This is a genomic window from Pseudomonas sp. FG36, from assembly GCF_057809275.1.
In genome coordinates, this window is the sequence record NZ_JBMDJQ010000010.1 from 15,190 (window position 1) to 33,689 (window position 18,500).

Consider the following 18,500-nt stretch of genomic DNA (forward strand, 5'->3'; position numbering starts at 1 on the left):
ACATTCGTGAGCGTAAAAAAAAAGCCAATCCCTGGGGATTGGCTTTTCGTTACTGCCCGCTTATCAGAAGTCCAGGTTGGACACCGACAAAGCGTTGCTTTCGATGAAGTCGCGACGTGGCTCGACCGCATCACCCATCAGGGTGTTGAACAGTTGGTCGGCGGCGATAGCGTCCTCGATGGTTACCTTGAGCATGCGGCGCACGGTCGGGTCCATGGTGGTTTCCCACAGCTGATCCGGGTTCATCTCACCCAGCCCTTTATATCGCTGGATAGTGTGGCGCTTGGTGCTCTCGTTCATCAGCCAGTCGAGGGCTTCCTTGAACTCGGTGACCGCCTTGCGACGCTCACCGCGCTGAACGTAGGCACCTTCGCCCAACAACGTACCGAGGTTTTCGCCGAGGGCGACGACACTGCGGTAGTCATTGCTGCCGAAGAAATCACGGTTGAAGGTGACGTAGCTGGCCAAGCCGTGGGACGTGGTTTCCACCACTGGCAGCCAGATATTACGTTCCTTGTCCTCGTGCAAGTCAGCCTTGTAGGCCAAACCAGAACGCTGGCTGTTGTCCAGGCGCTGCTGGAACGCTTTGAGCCAATCATCCATCTGCGCCTTGTCAGCCAATTGCTCGACGGTAACTTTAGGCAGGTAGATGAAGTTCTCGGTCAGCTCTTCCGGATACAGACGTGACAGACGCTTCAGCGTTTTCATCACACCGCGGAACTCGTTTACCAGTGCTTGTAGCTGGACACCAGATACTGCTGGCGCTGCTTCATCCAGGTGCAGGCTGGCATCTTCGAGGGCCGATTGGGTCATGTATTCTTCCATGGCCTCGTCGTCCTTGATGTACTGCTCCTGCTTGCCTTTCTTCACCTTGTACAGCGGTGGCTGGGCGATGTAGATGTAGCCGCGCTCGACCAGCTCCGGCAGCTGACGGAAGAAGAAGGTCAGCAGCAGGGTACGGATGTGCGAACCGTCGACGTCAGCATCGGTCATGATGATGATGTTGTGATAGCGCAGCTTGTCGATGTTGTACTCTTCGCGGCCGATGCCACAGCCCAGTGCGGTGATCAGCGTGCCGACCTCCTGCGAGGAGATCATCTTGTCGAAGCGTGCCTTCTCGACGTTGAGGATCTTGCCCTTCAGCGGCAGGATCGCCTGGGTACGACGGTTGCGGCCTTGCTTGGCCGAGCCACCCGCGGAGTCACCCTCCACCAGGTACAGTTCGGAAAGGGCAGGGTCCTTCTCCTGGCAGTCGGCCAGTTTGCCCGGCAAGCCAGCGATATCCAGGGCGCCTTTGCGACGAGTCATCTCGCGCGCTTTACGCGCCGCTTCACGGGCACGTGCGGCATCGATCATCTTGCCAACCACGGCCTTGGCTTCGTTGGGGTTTTCCAACAGGAAGTCGGCGAAGTATTTGTTCATCTCCTGTTCCACGGCGGTCTTCACCTCCGAGGAAACCAGCTTGTCCTTGGTCTGCGAGCTGAACTTCGGATCCGGCACCTTGACCGAAATGATCGCGGTCAAGCCTTCACGGGCGTCGTCACCGGTGGTGGCAACCTTGTTCTTTTTCGCCAGGCCTTCCTGCTCGATGTAGCTGTTCAGGCTACGGGTAAGCGAGGAGCGGAAGCCGACCAGGTGGGTACCACCGTCGCGCTGGGGAATGTTGTTGGTGAAGCACAGCAGGTTTTCGTTGAAGCTGTCGTTCCACTGCAGGGCAATCTCAACACCCACGCCATCTTCACGCTGGACGTTGAAGTGGAAGACCTGGGAGTTGACCGGAGTCTTGTTGGTATTCAGGTACTCAACGAAAGCACGCAGGCCGCCCTCGTACTTGAAGAACTCTTCCTTCCCGCTGCGCTCATCCTTCAACAGGATACCGACGCCGGAGTTCAGGAACGACAGCTCGCGGATACGCTTGGCGAGGATGTCCCAGCTGAAGTGGATGTTCTTGAAAGTTTCAGCCGAAGGCTTGAAGTGAATGTGGGTACCGGTGGTTTCGCTGTCACCCACCACAGCCATCGGCGCTTGGGGCACACCATGGACGTAGGTCTGTTCCCAGATCTTGCCGCTACGACGAACGGTGAGCACCAGCTGTTCGGACAGAGCATTCACTACCGATACACCTACACCGTGCAGACCGCCGGACACCTTGTAGGAGTTATCATCGAACTTACCGCCGGCGTGCAGCACGGTCATGATGACCTCGGCCGCAGAAACGCCTTCTTCTTTATGCACATCGACCGGAATACCACGGCCGTTGTCACGGACGCTGATGGATTCGTCCGGGTGAATGATGACGGTGATGTCATCACAGTGTCCGGCCAGGGCTTCGTCGATCGAGTTGTCGACCACCTCGAATACCATGTGGTGCAGGCCGCTGCCGTCATCGGTGTCGCCAATGTACATGCCGGGACGTTTGCGTACGGCATCCAGCCCTTTCAGCACTTTGATGCTGGAGGAGTCGTACGTTTGATTTTCGCTCATGCCTTCACTCCCGATGGTCGTGGGTCTGGGTGATACGGCCTTGTTCCACGTGGAACAAGGCAACTGGCGTTTCCGTTTGCCAGCCTTCCCTCAGAAATTCGTGGTCTACACAGGTGATGAACACCTGGCAGTTCAATTCTTCAAGCAAGCGGCACAGGGCGCGGCGGTGTTGCTCGTCCAGCTCGGACGGCAAGTCATCCACCAGATAAATACACTGACCGCGACGAACCTGGCTGACCAGGTGCCCCTGTGCAATGCGCAGGGCGCAGACCACCAACTTCTGCTGCCCACGCGAAAGAATGTCGGCCGCATTGTTCGCGCCCAATCGAAGGCGCAGATCAGCACGCTGTGGCCCGGCCTGGGTGTGGCCCATCTGCTGATCGCGAAGGAGGGAGGCGGCGAGAACTTCATTGAGTTCCCGGTCCTTGTCCCAGCCTCGGTAGTAGCTCAGGGTCAGCCCGTCCAGTTCGACCAGTTCGCTCAGGGTCTGCTCGAAGACAGGCTTCAAGGCCTTGATATAGTTGCGACGGTATTCATCTATCTCCGCACTGGCGAGACATAACTCTCGATCCCAGGCGGCTTGCGAAACGGCGTCCAGTGTACCATGCCGCAGCCATGAGTTCCGCTGCCGCAGGGCCTTCTGCAGGCGCTGCCAGGTAGCCATGAAGCGGGGTTCCACGTGGAACACGCCCCAATCGAGGAACTGCCGGCGCACTTTGGGCGCACCTTCGAGCAGCCGGAAACTGTCCGGATTGATCAACTGCAAAGGCAGCATCTCTGCCAGTTGCGCGGCGCTGCGCGCGTTCTGTCCATCGATGCGAATGGTGAAATCCCCCTGGCGCTCCCGCGACACACCAAGGTTGCTCAAACCGCCCTCAGCCAATTCGACCTGGCCGAACACCGTGCAGGTCGGCTGATCGTACTGGATCACCGGGTTTAACCGGGTGCTGCGGAACGAACGCGCAAGACCGAGCAGGTGCACAGCTTCGAGCACGCTGGTCTTGCCGCTGCCGTTGGCGCCGTAAAGGATGTTGATGCGGGGGGAGGGTGAGAGGGTCACCGGGTGCAGGTTGCGCACCGCGGTGACCGAGAGACGTCGAAGGGACATGTCGCCTGCTACGGGTTACAGACGCATCGGCATGACAACGTAGGACGAGTCGTCATTGCCGGCTTCCTGCAACAGGGCGCTGCTGTTGGAGTCCGACAGAATCAGGCGCACCTGCTCTGTAGTCATGACACCCAGCACGTCCAGCAGGTAGCTGACGTTGAAACCGATCTCCAACGAGCTGCCGCTGTAGTCGACGCTGATTTCTTCTTCCGCCTCTTCCTGTTCCGGGTTGTTGGCCTGGATCTTCAGCTGACCGGCGGCCAGTTGCAGGCGAATGCCGCGGTACTTCTCGTTGGACAGGATCGCGGTGCGGCTGAACGCTTCGCGCAGTGCCTGACGGTCGCCGATTACCAGCTTGTCGCCACCTTTAGGCAGAACGCGCTCGTAGTCCGGGAACTTGCCGTCCACCAGCTTGGAGGTGAAAGTGAATTCACCGGTGGTGGCACGAATGTGATGCTGGCCCAAAACGATGCTGACCATGCCTTCCGGGTCTGTCAGCAGGCGCGCCAGCTCCAGGATACCTTTGCGCGGCACGATGACCTGATGACGATCAGCTTGATCGATCGGTGCCTGCATGGCGCACAGCGCCAGGCGATGGCCATCGGTGGCCACGGCACGCAAGGTGCCGGGGGATACTTCCAGCAGCATGCCGTTGAGGTAGTAACGCACGTCCTGTTGGGCCATGGCGAAGCTGGTGCGCTCAATCAGGCGGCGCAGTTTGCTCTGCTCAAGCTGGCAGGTCAGCGAGCCTGGGCCTTCTTCCACGGTCGGGAAGTCATTGGCCGGCAAAGTGGAAAGGGTGAAACGGCTGCGGCCGGCCTTGACCAGCAACTTCTGCTCGTCGACCTTGATGTCGATCAGCACATCGCTGGGCAGGCTCTTGCAGATGTCCATCAGCTTGCGCGCCGGGACGGTGATCTCGCCCGGTTCAGCCGGTTCTTCCAGCTGTACGCGGCCAACCAGTTCGACTTCCAGGTCGGTACCGGTCAACGACAGCTGCTGGCCTTGCACGACCAGCAGGACGTTGGACAGAACCGGCAAGGTCTGGCGGCGCTCGACGACGCCTGCGACCAGTTGCAGGGGTTTCAACAGGGCTTCGCGTTGAATGGTGAAATGCATGGTCTAGTCCCTTGCCTTCAAATAGCTGCGCAGACGGCCATCAGGTCGTCAGTGTACGCAGCAGGTTCTTGTAGTCCTCGCGGATGTCCGCGTCGGATTCCTTCAATTCATTGATCTTGCGACAGGCGTGCAGCACGGTGGTGTGGTCGCGGCCGCCGAACATGTCGCCGATCTCCGGCAGACTGTGGTTGGTCAACTCTTTCGACAACGCCATCGCCACCTGCCGTGGCCGCGCCACCGAGCGCGAGCGACGCTTGGACAACAGATCGGAGATCTTGATCTTGTAGTACTCGGCCACCGTGCGCTGGATGTTATCCACACTGACCAGCTTGTCCTGCAGCGCCAACAAGTCCTTGAGCGACTCGCGGATCAGCTCGATGGTGATGTCGCGGCCCATGAAGTGCGAGTGGGCAATCACCCGTTTCAGGGCGCCTTCCAGTTCACGCACGTTGGAGCGGATGCGCTGGGCGATGAAGAAGGCGGCATCGTGCGGCAACTCAACCTTGGCCTGGTCGGCCTTCTTCATAAGGATGGCAACGCGGGTTTCCAGCTCCGGCGGCTCGACGGCGACCGTCAGTCCCCAGCCAAAACGCGACTTCAGACGCTCTTCCAGGCCTTCGATTTCCTTCGGGTAGCGGTCACTGGTGAGGATCACCTGCTGGCCGCCTTCGAGCAGGGCGTTGAAGGTGTGGAAAAACTCTTCCTGCGAGCGCTCCTTGCGGGCGAAGAACTGAATGTCATCGATCAACAGCGCATCGACCGAACGGTAGAAACGCTTGAACTCGTTGATCGCGTTCAACTGCAGCGCCTTGACCATGTCGGCCACGAAGCGCTCGGAATGCAGGTAGACCACCTTGGCATTCGGATTCTTTTTCAGCAGGTGGTTACCCACAGCGTGCATCAAGTGGGTCTTACCCAGGCCCACGCCCCCATAAAGGAAGAGCGGGTTGTAACCATGCTTGGGGTTGTCGGCGACCTGCCAGGCCGCGGCACGGGCCAGCTGGTTGGATTTACCCTCGACGAAGGTCTCGAAGGTAAAGGTACGGTTCAGGTAGCTGGTGTGCTTCAAGGCACCTTCGACCTGCACCGTGCGCTGCTCGGTACGCCCGTTGACCTTCGGCGCCGTGGTGGTGTCGCTCATGCTGTCGAAGCTGTCGCGACTCGAAGGCTCTTCGACCTCGGCGACCTGCGCAGGCTCAGCCACTGGAGCATTTGCATGCTGCACCGCAGCCATCGACGGCTGCGCCTGCGTCTGCTGCGCAAGGGTCGCGGCAACGGCAGCGCTGACAGGTGCGTTGGGGGCAGCACGTGCTGCGGAGCTACGACGGCTACCGATCAACAAGGAAAGCGCAGGGGCAATGCCGCTGCCCTGTTCACCCAGCAGTTCGAGCAGGCGGCCAAGGTACTTCTCGTTGACCCAATCAAGCACGAAGCGGTTGGGCGCATAGACGCGCAACTCGTCGCCTTCGGCTTCGACCTGTAGCGGACGGATCCAGGTGTTGAATTGCTGGGCAGGCAGTTCATCGCGCAGAAGCTCCACGCACTGCTGCCAAAGTTCCACTGACACGGATATCCCCTGAGTTGAAAGCCGGATGAGGCAAAACAAACCGCCATTGTACCGGGCAGGCGGCCAGTTATCCACACGTGGTGGCGACCGCGATCACGGTAAATCTGCCAAAAACTGACGCTTACATCACTCAAGCGGTGTTGATAAGCCCTGTGGATAACGGCACCTGTGGGCTATGCACAACCCCGGGTTGAGCTCTGTGGATAAAACCTCTGTGGATAAACACCCATTCAGCCCACAGGTTGTCCTCATGGCCCGCACAGACAGAGCACCCTTTACCGACAAGGTTGTGAAGCTCTGTACAGCTTGTAAAACGTGGCCTTGGCAGGCTTATCCACAGAAGGTTGTCCAGCTAAGATCTATAAGTTCTTCAAAAAAGCTTTTTATATGCCTCTTTGTTTTTTCTGTTTGCCTGTGTTTTGTCCCCGGGTTAACGGTCATCGTTCGAGGGAGATTCGATCTACCCTGATTCGACCTTCCATAAGGAATGGCTGGTTGGAAATTGACCTATTGCCTTGCTTTCTCTAGAATCGCCGATCTCTTAAAAAGGGGGCCCTTCCGGCCCGTTGTCGACCAACCCAGGTAACACGCCATGAAACGTACTTTCCAACCAAGCACCATCAAGCGCGCCCGCACCCACGGTTTCCGTGCCCGTATGGCTACCAAGAACGGCCGTGCCGTTCTGTCGCGTCGCCGTGCCAAAGGCCGTAAGCGTCTGGCAATTTGATTTTTCGGCACAGGTGGTGAGTCAGGACTTCAGTCGGGAAAAGCGACTGCTTACACCCCGGCATTTCAAAGCGGTCTTCGACTCCCCAACCGGCAAGGTTCCAGGGAAAAACCTGCTTATCCTTGCCCGCGAGAACGGCCTCGATCATCCGCGCCTTGGCCTGGTGATCGGCAAGAAGAGCGTCAAGCTCGCCGTTCAACGCAATCGCCTGAAACGCCTGATGCGCGATTCGTTTCGCCTGAACCAGCAGCTGTTGGCTGGCCTGGACATCGTGATCGTCGCGCGCAAGGGGTTGGGCGAAGTGGAAAACCCAGAATTGCACCAACACTTTGGCAAGCTCTGGAAGCGACTGGTCCGCAGTCGGCCCTCTCCAGCGGTCGCCAATTCCGCAGGGGTAGACAGTCACAATGCGTAAACTGGCCCTCGTTCCGATCCAGTTTTACCGTTACGCCATCAGTCCACTGATGGCCAGTCACTGTCGTTTCTATCCCAGCTGTTCCTGTTACGCCTATGAAGCCATTGAAAAGCATGGCCTCTTGCGTGGTGGGTGGCTGGCCGTTCGTCGCCTGGGGCGTTGTCATCCGTGGAACGACGGCGGTTTCGATCCCGTTCCACCTGCTCCTTCCTCCCGAACTTCTTCGATAGCCGAGTAATCATGGATATTAAACGCACGATCCTGATCGTCGCCCTGGCAATCGTGTCCTATGTCATGGTCCTCAAGTGGAACCAGGACTACGGCCAGGCTGCCCTGCCGACTCAGAATGCTGCTGCCAGCAATGCTGCCCCGGCCCTGCCGGACACCGTGCCGGCTGGCAACTCCGGTGCAAGTGCCGATGTGCCGAGCGCCAATGCTGAATCCAGCCCAGCCGAACTGGCGCCAGTGGCGCTCAGCAAGGACCTGATCCGGATCAAGACCGACGTCCTGGACCTGGCTATCGACCCGGTCGGTGGTGACATCGTCCAACTGACCCTGCCGAAGTACCCTCGTCGCCAGGATCATCCGGATATTCCGTTCCAGCTGTTCGATAACGGTGGCGAACGTGTGTACCTGGCCCAGAGTGGCCTGACCGGCGCCAACGGTCCGGACGCCCGTTCCACGGGTCGCCCGCTGTACGCCGCAGAACAGAAGAGCTTCCAGCTGGCCGACGGCCAGGACCAACTGTCGGTCGACCTGAAGTTCAGCGAGAACGGCGTCAACTACATCAAGCGCTTCAGCTTCAAGCGCGGTGAGTATGACCTGACCGTCAGCTACCTGATCGACAACCAGAGCAGCCAGGCCTGGACCGGCAACATGTTTGCCCAGCTCAAGCGTGACGCCAGCTCCGACCCGTCGTCGAGCACCGCCACCGGTACCGCCACCTACCTGGGCGCGGCCCTGTGGACAGCTTCCGAGCCGTACAAGAAAGTGTCGATGAAAGACATCGACAAAGGTAGTTTGAAAGAAAATGTGACCGGCGGCTGGGTCGCCTGGCTGCAGCACTACTTCGTGACCGCCTGGATCCCGGCCCACTCGGACAACAACGCCGTCCAGACCCGCAAGGACAGCCAGGGCAACTACATCATCGGCTACACCGGCCCGGCGCTTAACGTCCCTGCCGGCGGCAAGGTCGAAACAAGCGCCATGCTGTATGCCGGTCCGAAGATCCAGTCCAAGCTCAAGGAGTTGTCCCCAGGCCTGGAACTGACCGTCGACTACGGCTTCCTGTGGTTCATCGCCCAGCCGATCTTCTGGCTGCTGCAACATATCCACAGCCTGCTGGGCAACTGGGGCTGGTCGATCATCGTCCTGACCATGTTGATCAAGGGCTTGTTCTTCCCGCTGTCGGCCGCCAGCTACCGCTCGATGGCGCGCATGCGTGCCGTGGCGCCAAAACTGGCCCAGCTCAAGGAACGCTTCGGTGACGATCGCCAGAAGATGTCCCAGGCGATGATGGAGCTGTACAAGAAAGAGAAGATCAACCCGCTGGGCGGCTGCCTGCCGATCCTGGTGCAGATGCCGGTGTTCCTGGCCCTGTACTGGGTACTGCTGGAAAGCGTCGAGATGCGCCAGGCCCCGTGGATGCTGTGGATCACTGACCTGTCGATCAAGGATCCGTTCTTCATCCTGCCGATCATCATGGGTGCCACCATGTTCATCCAGCAGCGTCTGAACCCGACCCCGCCCGATCCGATGCAGGCGAAGGTAATGAAAATGATGCCGATCATCTTCACCTTCTTCTTCCTGTGGTTCCCGGCTGGTCTGGTGCTGTACTGGGTTGTGAACAACTGCCTGTCGATCGGACAGCAGTGGTACATCACTCGTCGTATCGAGGCTGCGACCAAGAACGCAGCCGCTTGACGGGCTGCTACGCTAGCCTGTGAACAAAAACGCCCCCCTGGGGCGTTTTTGCTATCTGTCGTATTCGTTGTAGAGGTTCGAGCATGAACACAGTGCGTGAAACCATTGCCGCCATCGCCACCGCCCAGGGCCGTGGCGGGGTAGGCATCGTCAGATTGTCCGGCCCGCTGGCCCGCCAGGCCGGGCAAGTCATCACCGGGCGCAATACGCTGACCCCGCGGCATGCCCATTACGGCCCGTTCCGCGATGACGATGGCCTGGTGCTGGATGAAGGGATCGCGCTGTTCTTCCCCGGGCCTAACTCGTTCACCGGCGAAGATGTGCTGGAGCTGCAGGGCCATGGCGGCCCGGTAGTCATGGACATGCTGCTGCAACGTTGCCTGCAGCTCGGTTGCCGCCTGGCACGTCCGGGCGAATTCAGCGAGCGAGCGTTCCTCAACGACAAGCTCGACCTGGCCCAGGCCGAGGCTATCGCCGACCTGATCGAAGCCAGCTCCACACAGGCTGCGCGCAATGCCCTGCGTTCCCTGCAGGGGGCGTTCTCCAAGCGTGTGCATGGCCTCACCGAAGCTCTGATCGCCCTGCGCATCTATGTCGAAGCCGCCATCGACTTCCCAGAGGAAGAGATCGACTTTCTTGCCGATGGCCATGTGCTGCGCATGCTCGATGAAGTACGTGACACGTTATCCACAGTTCAGCGCGAAGCAGGGCAAGGCGCATTGCTTCGCGACGGCATGACCGTGGTCATCGCAGGTCGGCCGAACGCGGGTAAATCGAGCCTGCTCAACCAGTTGGCCGGACGTGAAGCGGCAATCGTCACCGATATCGCCGGCACCACCCGGGATATCCTCCGCGAACATATCCACATCGACGGCATGCCGCTGCATGTGGTCGACACCGCAGGCTTGCGCGACACCGATGACCATGTGGAAAAGATCGGTGTGGAACGGGCGCTCAAGGCCATCGGTGAGGCCGACCGTGTGCTCCTGGTGGTCGATTCGACGGCACCGGAAGCCAGTGATCCGTTTGCCTTGTGGCCAGAGTTTCTCGATCAGCGCCCTGACGTGGCCAAGGTCACCCTCATTCGCAACAAGGCGGATCTCAGTGGTGAGGTCGTGGGCCTGGAGCAAAGCGACGATGGGCACGTCACCATCACCCTCAGCGCCCGAGACAATGACATGGGCCTGGATCTGCTGCGTGAGCATCTCAAGGCTTGCATGGGCTATGAACAAACCGCCGAAAGCAGCTTCAGCGCTCGTCGCCGGCACCTGGAAGCGCTACGCCAGGCCAGTGCCCACCTCGAGCATGGCCGTGCGCAGCTGACCCTCGCCGGTGCCGGTGAGCTGCTGGCAGAGGACCTGCGCCAGGCACAGCAAGTGCTGGGTGAAATTACCGGAGCATTCAGCTCGGATGACCTGCTGGGGCGGATCTTCTCCAGCTTCTGCATTGGCAAGTGATCCCACAGGGTTCGATTCGCAACAAAGCCGCTCTCTGGAGCGGCTTTTTTTTGCCTGCGATTCGTGTCGGTACGGGTCATTGCAAGCAGGCCAGCGACCACGGACGACAAGCGCTGCGGAAAATATTTCATCAACAGCGTTCCGAACGCCTGGCTAAGCTCTGTGGAAAACTCGACCTCAGCTCCGTTGATAACCAGGCTTTTTTTCTGAGGACAAACCTGCTTGTGGGTAACAGCACGATTCATCCACAGGTTAAACAGCGGTATCCAGAGCCCCCAGGGCTACCTGGACACAGGGTTATGATTCTCTGTACACATTGAAATATATGGGCTGTAGAGACTTATGCACAGACAGGTGGGTGCATAAACATAAACATAAAAACAAAGCTTTTTTAAATTTTTCCTCTTTGTTTTCTTTTACCTGCCACTCATCCACAGCCTGGTCAAATTTTGCTCAGAAGGTTTCTTTGGAGGGCGGGAAGTCCCTATACTTGTCCGCTTACCTTCTCTATTCGCAAAAACAGGCACGAGGTGCGTGGTGGATTTCCCTTCCCGTTTTGAAGTGATCGTCATCGGCGGCGGCCATGCCGGTACCGAGGCTGCGCTTGCGTCCGCACGCATGGGTGTAAAAACCCTGCTGCTGACCCATAACGTGGAAACCCTCGGTCACATGAGCTGCAACCCGGCCATCGGTGGCATTGGCAAGAGCCACCTGGTCAAGGAAATCGATGCGCTCGGCGGCGCGATGGCGCTGGCCACCGACAAGAGCGGCATCCAGTTCCGCGTTCTGAACAACCGCAAGGGCCCGGCGGTACGCGCCACCCGTGCACAGGCGGACCGCGCCATCTACAAGGCGGTGGTACGTGAAATCCTGGAAAACCAGCCCAACCTGTGGATATTCCAGCAGTCGTGCGATGACCTGATCGTCGAGCAGGACCAGGTCAAGGGCGTGGTTACGCAAATGGGCCTGCGATTCTTCGCCGACTCCGTGGTACTGACCAGCGGGACTTTCCTCGGAGGACTTATCCACATCGGTTTGCAGAACTATTCCGGTGGCCGCGCGGGTGATCCGCCCGCCAATGCCCTGGCCAACCGCATGCGTGAATTGCCGCTGCGTGTCGGCCGGCTGAAAACCGGTACCCCGCCGCGCATCGATGGCCGTTCGGTGGACTTCTCGGTGATGACCGAACAACCGGGCGATACGCCGATCCCGGTAATGTCGTTCATGGGCAATGCCGAGATGCATCCGCGCCAGGTGAGCTGCTGGATTACCCACACCAACGCCCGCACCCACGAGATCATTGCCTCGAACCTTGATCGTTCGCCGATGTACTCGGGAGTGATCGAAGGCATCGGCCCGCGTTATTGCCCGTCGATCGAGGACAAGATCCACCGCTTCGCCGACAAGGAAAGCCACCAGGTGTTCATCGAGCCGGAAGGCCTGACCACCCATGAGCTGTATCCCAACGGCATTTCCACATCGTTGCCGTTCGACGTGCAGCTCGAGATCGTCCGCTCGATCCGCGGCATGGAGAACGCGCACATCGTGCGCCCGGGCTATGCCATCGAGTACGACTACTTCGATCCACGCGACCTGAAGTACAGCCTCGAGACCAAGGTCATCGGCGGCCTGTTCTTCGCAGGCCAGATCAACGGCACCACCGGCTACGAAGAAGCTGGTGCCCAAGGCCTGCTGGCCGGGACCAACGCGGCGCTGCGCGCCCAGGGCCGTGAAAGCTGGTGCCCGCGCCGCGACGAGGCGTACATCGGCGTGCTGGTCGACGACCTGATCACCCTCGGCACCCAGGAGCCGTACCGCATGTTCACTTCGCGAGCCGAGTACCGGCTGATCCTGCGCGAAGACAACGCCGACCTGCGCCTGACCGAGAAAGGCCGCGAACTCGGCTTGATCGACGATGAGCGCTGGGCGGCGTTCAGCGCCAAGCGCGAAGGCATCGAACGTGAAGAGCAGCGCTTGAAGAGCACGTGGGTGCGCCCGAACACGCCGCAAGGCCAGGCCATTGTGGATAAGTTCGGCACGCCATTGGCGCACGAGTACAGCCTGCTCAACCTGCTTGCCCGCCCTGAAATCGACTACGCTGGCCTGATCGAGGCAACCGGCGGCGAGAACATCGATCCACAGGTCGCCGAGCAGGTCGAGATCAGGACCAAGTACGCCGGCTACATCGACCGCCAGCAGGAAGAGATTGCCCGCCTGCGCGCCAGCGAAGACACGCGCCTGCCTGTGGATATCGACTACACGACCATTTCCGGGCTGTCCAAGGAGATCCAGGGCAAGCTCGGCGACACCCGGCCAGAGACCCTGGGCCAGGCTTCGCGTATTCCCGGCGTCACCCCGGCGGCGATTTCCCTGTTGCTGATTCACTTGAAAAAACGCGGCGCAGGCCGCGAATTGGAGCAAAGCGCTTGAGTTCCCCGGTCACCCCGCAACATGCCGAAGAGTTGTCCACAGGTGCGCGTCAGCTTGGTGTCGAGCTGACCGCGCAGCAGCACGAACTGCTGCTGGGCTACCTGGCCCTGTTGATCAAATGGAACAAGGCCTACAACCTGACCGCCGTGCGCGACCCCGACGAGATGGTCTCGCGTCACTTGCTCGACAGCCTCAGCGTCATGCCGTTTATCCACAACGACACCCAGCGTTGGCTGGATGTCGGCAGTGGCGGCGGCATGCCGGGTATTCCGCTGGCCATCCTGCACCCGCACAAGCAGGTGACGGTGCTCGACAGCAACGGCAAGAAGACGCGCTTCCTCACCCAGGTGAAGATGGAGCTGAAACTGGACAACCTCACGGTTATCCACAGCCGGGTGGAAGAGGTCCAGCCCGAGCAGCCGTTCTGCGGGATCGTCTCCCGGGCCTTCAGCAGCATGGAGAATTTCACCAACTGGACCCGCCACCTGGGTGACAGCCGCACGCAATGGCTTGCAATGAAGGGGCTGCATCCTGCCGATGAACTGGTAGCATTGCCCGCAGACTTCACAGTGGAAAGCGAGCAGGCCCTGACCGTTCCAGGTTGCCAGGGCCAGCGCCATCTGCTGATACTGCGCCGCAAGGCATGACTGGGAACACGAGCAACAATGGCTAAGGTATTCGCAATCGCGAACCAGAAGGGTGGTGTGGGCAAGACCACCACCTGCATCAATCTCGCCGCATCGCTGGCCGCGACCAAGCGTCGCGTGCTGCTGATCGACCTCGATCCACAGGGCAACGCCACCATGGGCAGCGGTGTGGATAAGCACGAGCTCGAGCATTCGGTGTACGACCTGCTGATCGGGGAATGCGACCTGGCCCAGGCCATGCACTACTCCGAGCACGGTGGTTACCAGCTGTTGCCGGCCAACCGCGACCTGACCGCCGCCGAAGTGGTCCTGCTGGAAATGCAGATGAAGGAGAGCCGCCTGCGCAACGCGTTGGCGCCGATCCGCGAGAACTACGACTACATCCTCATCGACTGCCCGCCGTCACTGTCGATGCTGACGCTCAATGCGCTGGTCGCCTCCGATGGCGTGATCATCCCCATGCAGTGCGAGTACTACGCGCTGGAAGGGTTGAGCGACCTTGTGGATAACATCAAGCGTATCGCCGCCCGGTTGAATCCGGAGCTGAAGATCGAAGGCCTGCTGCGGACCATGTACGACCCGCGCCTGAGCCTGAACAACGATGTTTCGGCGCAGCTCAAGGAGCACTTTGGCGAGCAGCTGTACGACACGGTGATTCCGCGCAACATCCGCCTGGCGGAGGCGCCGAGCTTCGGCATGCCGGCACTGGCCTACGACAAGCAATCCCGTGGCGCGCTGGCGTATCTGGCGTTGGCCGGGGAACTGGTCCGTCGTCAGCGCCGTCCATCACGCATTGCACAAACAACTTAAGGAATCCGCATGGCCATCAAGAAACGCGGTCTCGGACGTGGGTTGGATGCACTGCTCAGTGGTCCTTCCGTCAGCGCGCTCGAAGCGCAGGCTGTCAAGATCGACCAGAAGGAACTGCAACACCTGCCGGTCGAGCTGATTCAGCGCGGCAAGTACCAGCCGCGTCGCGACATGGATCCCGAGGCGCTGGAAGAACTGGCGCACTCGATCCGCACCCATGGCGTCATGCAGCCGATCGTGGTTCGCCCGATCGGTGACAACCGCTACGAGATCATCGCCGGTGAGCGCCGCTGGCGCGCCACCCAGCAGGCTGGCCTGGATACCGTTCCGGCCATGGTCCGCGAAGTACCCGACGAAGCCGCCATTGCCATGGCGCTGATCGAGAACATCCAGCGCGAGGACCTCAACCCGCTGGAAGAGGCGCTCGCCCTGCAGCGTCTGCAGCAGGAGTTCGAACTGACCCAGCAGCAGGTGGCCGATGCCGTCGGCAAGTCGCGGGTCACCGTGGCCAACTTGTTGCGGCTGATCTCGCTGCCCGAGGCGATCAAGACCATGCTCGCCCATGGCGACCTGGAGATGGGCCACGCCCGCGCCTTGCTCGGCCTCGAGGAAGATCGGCAGGAAGAAGGGGCGCGTCATGTTGTCGCACGCGGCCTCACCGTGCGCCAGACCGAGGCACTGGTGCGTCAGTGGCTCAGTGGCAAACCTGAGCCGGTCGAGGCGAGCAAACCTGATCCGGATATCACGCGTCTTGAACAGCGTCTGGCAGAGCGCCTGGGCTCGGCGGTACAAATTCGCCATGGCAACAAGGGCAAAGGCCAGTTGGTTATTCGCTACAACTCCCTGGACGAGTTGCAAGGCGTGCTTGCTCACATCCGCTGAAACAATTCCTGTTGTAGCGCGCAGTCGGAAATCACTACCCAAGAGTTGAATAGGGGTTAATCCACCCCTATACTCTGCGCGCATTTTGTCGGCACAAATTATGCCAAGTCATTGTTGACGAGGCGGTCGACTTTCGAGGAGCAGTTGTGATGGAAATCCGCACGCCAAACCGCCTGCCTTTCCATCGCTGGGCGGTTTTTCCGGTACTGCTGGCTCAATTTGTCGTACTGCTGCTGGCAACGCTGGTGTTGTGGCAGTGGAAAGGGGTGGTCAGTGGATATTCAGGCCTTTGCGGAGGTTTGATTGCCTGGCTGCCCAATGTGTATTTCGCCTGGAAGGCTTTTCGCTTCAGCGGAGCCCGGGCGGCGCAGGCCATCGTCAAGTCGTTTTACGCGGGCGAGGCAGGCAAGATGATTTTGACGGCAGTGCTGTTTGCACTGACCTTCGCAGGAGTGAAGCCATTGGCGCCGTTGGCAGTATTCGGCGTCTTCGTGCTGACCCTTTTGGTCAGCTGGTTCGCGCCCCTGCTGATGAATAAAAGACTTTCGAGACCTTAGGGCGTTTGAGGCAACCATGGCAGCAGAAACCGCTTCGGGCTATATCCAGCACCACTTGCAGAACCTGACCTACGGTCAACTACCAGACGGCAGCTGGGGCTTGGCCCATTCGGCTGCAGAAGCCAAGGCAATGGGCTTCTGGGCGTTCCACCTGGACACCCTGGGCTGGTCCGTTGCGCTGGGTCTGATCTTCCTGTTCATCTTCCGCATGGCGGCTAAAAAGGCCACTTCCGGCCAGCCTGGCGCCCTGCAGAACTTTGTCGAAGTGCTGGTGGACTTCGTCCACGGCAGCGTGAAGGATTCCTTCCACGGCCGCAGCCCGGTGATCGCCCCGCTGGCGCTGACCATCTTCGTCTGGGTATTCCTGATGAACGCCATCGACCTGGTACCGGTCGACTGGATTCCTCAACTGGCCATCCTGATCTCCGGTGATCCGCACATTCCGTTCCGCGCGGTGTCGACCACCGACCCGAACGCCACCCTGGGCATGGCCCTGAGCGTGTTCGCGCTGATCATCTTCTACAGCATCAAGGTCAAGGGCATCGGCGGCTTTATCGGCGAGCTCACCCTGCACCCGTTCGGCAGCAAGAACATCTTCGTGCAGATCCTGCTGATCCCGGTGAACTTCCTGCTCGAGTTCGTCACCCTGATCGCCAAGCCGATCTCGCTGGCCCTGCGTCTGTTCGGCAACATGTACGCCGGCGAGCTGGTGTTCATCCTGATCGCGGTGATGTTCGGCGCCGGCATCCTCTGGCTCAGTGGCCTGGGTGTGGTGCTGCAGTGGGCGTGGGCTGTGTTCCACATCCTGATCATCACCCTGCAAGCTTTCATCTTCATGATGCTGACCATCGTCTACCTGTCGATGGCTCACGAAGATAACCATTAAGACCGCCTGGCGTGTCTGATAGCCTTCCCCGCCGGTTTGGGGGGAGGGCTTAAAAAGTCCGCAAGGGCATGCTGTACCAAACGATTTGTTTTACCGCTTCAAACTAAAAACCTAACCAATACGACGTAAAAGTCGGGAGGAAAGATGGAAACTGTAGTTGGTCTGACCGCTATCGCTGTTGCTCTGCTGATCGGCCTGGGTGCTCTGGGTACCGCCATTGGTTTCGGCCTGCTGGGCGGCAAGTTCCTGGAAGGCGCTGCTCGCCAGCCAGAAATGGTTCCGATGCTGCAGGTCAAAATGTTCATCGTTGCCGGTCTGCTCGACGCCGTAACCATGATCGGTGTTGGTATTGCTCTGTTCTTCACCTTCGCGAACCCCTTCGTTGGTCAGATCGCCGGCTAATCACTCGTTCCTACGAGTTGATTGGTGTGATGGACAAAGACCGAGCGAGGTGTTGGCGTGAACATTAATGCAACCCTGATTGGCCAATCCGTTGCTTTTCTGATTTTTGTACTCTTCTGCATGAAGTACGTATGGCCTCCGGTCATCACTGCCCTGCAAGAGCGCCAAAAGAAGATTGCCGACGGTTTGGACGCTGCCAACCGCGCAGCTCGCGACCTGGAGCTGGCCCAAGAGAAAGCGGGTCAGCAACTGCGTGAAGCGAAGGCACAGGCAGCCGAAATCATTGAGCAAAGCAAGAAACGCGCTGCTCAGCTTGTCGAGGAAGCCCGTGAACAGGCTCGCGTCGAAGCTGACCGTGTGAAGGCTCAGGCTCAAGCCGAGATCGAACAGGAACTGAACAGCGTCAAAGACGCCCTGCGTGCCCAAGTGGGTGCCCTGGCTGTTGGCGGTGCTGAAAAGATCCTTGGCGCCACAATCGATCAAAACGCGCATGCGGAGCTGGTTAACAAACTGGCCGCTGAAATTTAAGCGAGGGCGATCATGGCAGAACTGACCACGTTGGCCCGACCTTACGCTAAGGCTGCCTTCGAGCATGCCCAGGCCCATCAGCAACTGGCCAATTGGTCAGCCATGCTCGGCCTGGCTGCTGCGGTGTCGCAAGACGACACCATGCAGCGCCTGCTCAAGGCCCCGCAACTGACTAGCGCAGAAAAGGCCGCCGCATTCATTGAAGTGTGCGGTGACAAGTTTGACGCCAAGGCACAGAATTTCATTCATGTTGCCGCGGAAAACGAACGTCTCCTGCTTCTGCCGGAGATTTCGACTCTGTTCGACCTGTACAAGGCCGAGCAAGAGAAGTCCGTGGACGTGGAAGTCACCAGTGCTTTTGCGTTGAACCAAGAACAGCAAGACAAACTCGCCAAGGTTCTCAGTGCACGGTTAGGCCAGGAAGTGCGCCTGCACGCGTCGGAGGATGCCAGCCTGATCGGCGGCGTCGTCATCCGCGCTGGCGACCTGGTAATCGACGGTTCGGTTCGCGGGAAAATCGCGAAACTGGCCGAAGCCTTGAAATCTTGAGTTTGAAGG

At 59.6% G+C, this 18,500-nt stretch carries 18 protein-coding genes; 14 read left to right on the forward strand and 4 right to left on the reverse strand.

Annotation, left to right across the window (positions count from 1 at the left end; translation table 11 throughout):
- Positions 1-63: 63 nt before the first annotated feature.
- The 4 genes from gyrB to dnaA are packed head-to-tail and all read right to left on the reverse strand — an operon-like array spanning position 64 to position 6,278.
- A complete protein-coding gene (gyrB, locus tag ACODS9_RS10185) occupies positions 64-2,484 on the reverse strand; it encodes a DNA topoisomerase (ATP-hydrolyzing) subunit B (RefSeq protein WP_401108062.1) in 2,421 nt (806 codons plus the stop codon).
- A gap of 4 nt (positions 2,485-2,488) precedes the next feature.
- Positions 2,489-3,592: a DNA replication/repair protein RecF gene (recF, locus tag ACODS9_RS10190; RefSeq protein WP_401108059.1), complete on the reverse strand. Its 1,104-nt coding sequence runs from the start codon at positions 3,590-3,592 to the stop codon at positions 2,489-2,491.
- A 15-nt stretch (positions 3,593-3,607) separates the two neighbouring features.
- Positions 3,608-4,711: a DNA polymerase III subunit beta gene (gene dnaN, locus ACODS9_RS10195; protein ID WP_046853565.1), complete on the reverse strand. Its 1,104-nt coding sequence runs from the start codon at positions 4,709-4,711 to the stop codon at positions 3,608-3,610.
- Positions 4,712-4,751: 40 nt separating this feature from the next.
- Positions 4,752-6,278, reverse strand: coding sequence for a chromosomal replication initiator protein DnaA (dnaA, locus tag ACODS9_RS10200; RefSeq protein ID WP_401108053.1), 1,527 nt, complete (start codon positions 6,276-6,278; stop codon positions 4,752-4,754).
- A 592-nt stretch (positions 6,279-6,870) separates the two neighbouring features.
- Between dnaA and rpmH the strand changes: the two genes are divergently transcribed.
- From rpmH to ACODS9_RS10270, 14 genes are all read left to right on the forward strand, one after another.
- On the forward strand, positions 6,871-7,005 hold the full coding sequence (gene rpmH / locus ACODS9_RS10205; RefSeq protein WP_003253163.1) for a 50S ribosomal protein L34: 135 nt from the start codon (positions 6,871-6,873) through the stop codon (positions 7,003-7,005).
- Positions 7,006-7,018: 13 nt separating this feature from the next.
- Positions 7,019-7,420 (forward strand): ribonuclease P protein component, encoded by a 402-nt coding sequence (gene rnpA / locus ACODS9_RS10210; RefSeq protein ID WP_031314399.1) that lies wholly within the window; start codon positions 7,019-7,021, stop codon positions 7,418-7,420.
- Complete coding sequence (yidD, locus tag ACODS9_RS10215) at positions 7,413-7,658, forward strand: membrane protein insertion efficiency factor YidD (protein ID WP_312657397.1); 246 nt, start codon at positions 7,413-7,415, stop codon at positions 7,656-7,658. Before rnpA ends, yidD begins: the two co-directional genes overlap by 8 nt.
- 2 nt (positions 7,659-7,660) lie before the next feature.
- The gene (gene yidC / locus ACODS9_RS10220; RefSeq protein WP_401108050.1) at positions 7,661-9,343 is read left to right on the forward strand and encodes a membrane protein insertase YidC; all 1,683 of its coding nucleotides are present in this window, start codon (positions 7,661-7,663) and stop codon (positions 9,341-9,343) included.
- 83 nt (positions 9,344-9,426) lie between these two features.
- Entirely contained in the window at positions 9,427-10,800 is a 1,374-nt protein-coding gene (gene mnmE, locus ACODS9_RS10225; protein ID WP_023628555.1) for a tRNA uridine-5-carboxymethylaminomethyl(34) synthesis GTPase MnmE, read from the forward strand.
- 537 nt (positions 10,801-11,337) lie between these two features.
- Positions 11,338-13,230, forward strand: a complete 1,893-nt coding sequence (mnmG, locus tag ACODS9_RS10230) for a tRNA uridine-5-carboxymethylaminomethyl(34) synthesis enzyme MnmG (RefSeq protein WP_489093855.1) — start codon at positions 11,338-11,340, stop codon at positions 13,228-13,230.
- Positions 13,227-13,877, forward strand: coding sequence for a 16S rRNA (guanine(527)-N(7))-methyltransferase RsmG (gene rsmG / locus ACODS9_RS10235; RefSeq protein ID WP_102683387.1), 651 nt, complete (start codon positions 13,227-13,229; stop codon positions 13,875-13,877). Before mnmG ends, rsmG begins: the two co-directional genes overlap by 4 nt.
- An 18-nt stretch (positions 13,878-13,895) precedes the next feature.
- On the forward strand, positions 13,896-14,687 hold the full coding sequence (locus ACODS9_RS10240; protein WP_023628558.1) for a ParA family protein: 792 nt from the start codon (positions 13,896-13,898) through the stop codon (positions 14,685-14,687).
- Positions 14,688-14,696: 9 nt separating this feature from the next.
- The gene (locus ACODS9_RS10245; protein WP_023628559.1) at positions 14,697-15,569 is read left to right on the forward strand and encodes a ParB/RepB/Spo0J family partition protein; all 873 of its coding nucleotides are present in this window, start codon (positions 14,697-14,699) and stop codon (positions 15,567-15,569) included.
- Between the two features lie 149 nt (positions 15,570-15,718).
- Complete coding sequence (locus tag ACODS9_RS10250) at positions 15,719-16,126, forward strand: F0F1 ATP synthase subunit I (RefSeq protein ID WP_011536507.1); 408 nt, start codon at positions 15,719-15,721, stop codon at positions 16,124-16,126.
- A 16-nt stretch (positions 16,127-16,142) separates the two neighbouring features.
- Complete coding sequence (gene atpB, locus ACODS9_RS10255; RefSeq protein WP_023628560.1) at positions 16,143-17,012, forward strand: F0F1 ATP synthase subunit A; 870 nt, start codon at positions 16,143-16,145, stop codon at positions 17,010-17,012.
- 144 nt (positions 17,013-17,156) lie between these two features.
- On the forward strand, positions 17,157-17,414 hold the full coding sequence (gene atpE / locus ACODS9_RS10260; RefSeq protein WP_003097235.1) for a F0F1 ATP synthase subunit C: 258 nt from the start codon (positions 17,157-17,159) through the stop codon (positions 17,412-17,414).
- A gap of 57 nt (positions 17,415-17,471) precedes the next feature.
- A complete protein-coding gene (locus tag ACODS9_RS10265) occupies positions 17,472-17,942 on the forward strand; it encodes a F0F1 ATP synthase subunit B (RefSeq protein ID WP_023383136.1) in 471 nt (156 codons plus the stop codon).
- Between the two features lie 12 nt (positions 17,943-17,954).
- On the forward strand, positions 17,955-18,491 hold the full coding sequence (locus ACODS9_RS10270; RefSeq protein ID WP_023628561.1) for a F0F1 ATP synthase subunit delta: 537 nt from the start codon (positions 17,955-17,957) through the stop codon (positions 18,489-18,491).
- The last annotated feature ends 9 nt before the right edge of the window (positions 18,492-18,500 follow it).

Excerpts from the sequence above, each read along its gene's own strand:
- gyrB (WP_401108062.1), bottom strand. The coding sequence starts at position 2,484 with ATGAGCGAAAATCAAACGTACGACTCCTCCAGCATCAAAGTGCTGAAA.
- recF (WP_401108059.1), bottom strand. The coding sequence starts at position 3,592 with ATGTCCCTTCGACGTCTCTCGGTCACCGCGGTGCGCAACCTGCACCCG.
- dnaN (WP_046853565.1), bottom strand. The coding sequence starts at position 4,711 with ATGCATTTCACCATTCAACGCGAAGCCCTGTTGAAACCCCTGCAACTG.
- rpmH (WP_003253163.1), top strand. The coding sequence starts at position 6,871 with ATGAAACGTACTTTCCAACCAAGCACCATCAAGCGCGCCCGCACCCAC.
- yidD (WP_312657397.1), top strand. The coding sequence starts at position 7,413 with ATGCGTAAACTGGCCCTCGTTCCGATCCAGTTTTACCGTTACGCCATC.
- yidC (WP_401108050.1), top strand. The coding sequence starts at position 7,661 with ATGGATATTAAACGCACGATCCTGATCGTCGCCCTGGCAATCGTGTCC.
- mnmE (WP_023628555.1), top strand. The coding sequence starts at position 9,427 with ATGAACACAGTGCGTGAAACCATTGCCGCCATCGCCACCGCCCAGGGC.
- ACODS9_RS10240 (WP_023628558.1), top strand. The coding sequence starts at position 13,896 with ATGGCTAAGGTATTCGCAATCGCGAACCAGAAGGGTGGTGTGGGCAAG.
- ACODS9_RS10245 (WP_023628559.1), top strand. The coding sequence starts at position 14,697 with ATGGCCATCAAGAAACGCGGTCTCGGACGTGGGTTGGATGCACTGCTC.
- ACODS9_RS10250 (WP_011536507.1), top strand. The coding sequence starts at position 15,719 with ATGGAAATCCGCACGCCAAACCGCCTGCCTTTCCATCGCTGGGCGGTT.
- atpB (WP_023628560.1), top strand. The coding sequence starts at position 16,143 with ATGGCAGCAGAAACCGCTTCGGGCTATATCCAGCACCACTTGCAGAAC.
- atpE (WP_003097235.1), top strand. The coding sequence starts at position 17,157 with ATGGAAACTGTAGTTGGTCTGACCGCTATCGCTGTTGCTCTGCTGATC.
- ACODS9_RS10270 (WP_023628561.1), top strand. The coding sequence starts at position 17,955 with ATGGCAGAACTGACCACGTTGGCCCGACCTTACGCTAAGGCTGCCTTC.